Below are 1,436 nucleotides of genomic sequence, written 5' to 3'. Positions count from 1 at the left end.
GGCTCTTCGCAGTTGAGGGTGTAGAGGTCATCGGCGCGTCGTTGCCGGGATAGGGGTCGAGGTCTCTCGAAGATGAAGGTTCCTACACGCCTCATCCGAAAGACCTCGACGTGCCTGACGCTACCGGTCGGGCGGGCTTCGCCCGCGCTGACCTGACTACTTTCTGCCGCCTCGACGACCTCGGGTTGGAGGTGACCGGCCAGCAACTGCACCCCGATCGTGCGGTATTGGCATGCCGGGTCAGCGACGACGACTCGTGGTGCCGCCGCTGCGGCGAGCGAGGCGTCAGCCGCGACAGCGTGACACGCGAGCTTGCCCACGAACCATTCGGGTGGCGGCCCACCACCTTGCTGGTCACCCTCCGCCGCTACCGCTGCGCCGGCTGTGCCCATGTGTGGCGCCAAGACCTCGGCAACGCCGCCGAACCACGCGCCAAGCTGTCCCGGCGTGCGTTGCAGTGGGCCTTGAAAGCGATTGTCTGCCAACACCTGACCGTGGCTCGCGTCGCCGAAGCGCTGGCGGTGTCGTGGAACACCGCCAACAACGCCGTCCTGGCCGAAGGGCAGCGAGTGCTGATCGCCGATCCGGCCCGCTTCAACGGCGTGCGGGTGATCGGCGTCGATGAGCACGTGTGGCGGCACACCCGTCGCGGCGACAAGTACGTCACCGTGATCATCGACCTCACCCCGGTCCACGACCAGACCGGCCCTGCCCGGCTGCTCGACATGGTCGAAGGCCGCTCCAAGAAGGCGTTCGCCGACTGGCTGTCCGAGCGACCCCAGCCCTGGCGCGACGGTGTCGAAGTTGTTGCCATGGACGGCTTCTCCGGGTTCAAGACCGCCACCACCGAAGAACTTCCTGAGGCAGCCACGGTGATGGATCCCTTCCACGTGGTGAGGTTGTCCGGCAACGCTCTCGACGACTGCCGCCGCCGTATCCAGGTGGCCACGTGTGGGCACCGCGGCCGCAAGACCGACCCGCTCTATGCCTGCCGACGCACCCTGCACACCGGCGTCGATCTGCTCACCGACCGCCAGAAAGCCCGGCTGGCAGCCTTGTTCACCGGCGACATTCATGTGGAGGTCGAAGCGACCTGGCACATGTACCAACGCGCCGTGGCCGCCTACCGCGAACCCGACCGCACGAAAGGCCGAGCCATGATGGCGGCGCTGATCGACACGCTGAGCGCCGGCGTTCCCAAACCGCTGACCGAGCTGATCACCCTCGGACGCACACTGACCAAGCGGGCTGTCGATGTGCTGGCCTATTTCGACCGGCCCGGCACCAGCAACGGACCGACCGAAGCGATCAACGGCCGTCTCGAACACCTCCGTGGCTCCGCCCTGGGCTTTCGCAACCTCACCCACTACATCGCCCGATCCCTACTCGAAACCGGCGGATTCAGACCCCAACTACACCGTCAATCATGAAGAGCC

The 1,436-nt window shown here is 66.4% G+C and carries 1 protein-coding gene; it reads left to right on the top strand.

Annotated features, from left to right (window positions below):
- The first annotated feature begins 110 nt into the window (after positions 1 to 110).
- On the top strand, positions 111 to 1,430 hold the full coding sequence (locus EB75_RS28055; RefSeq protein WP_073698465.1) for an ISL3 family transposase: 1,320 nt from the start codon (positions 111 to 113) through the stop codon (positions 1,428 to 1,430).
- The last annotated feature ends 6 nt before the right edge of the window (positions 1,431 to 1,436 follow it).

This window comes from Mycobacterium sp. ST-F2, from assembly GCF_001905655.1.
Taxonomy (GTDB): domain Bacteria; phylum Actinomycetota; class Actinomycetes; order Mycobacteriales; family Mycobacteriaceae; genus Mycobacterium.
Note: the sequence above shows the minus strand (reverse complement) of the source record. Positions and strands in the feature narration are given on the sequence as shown.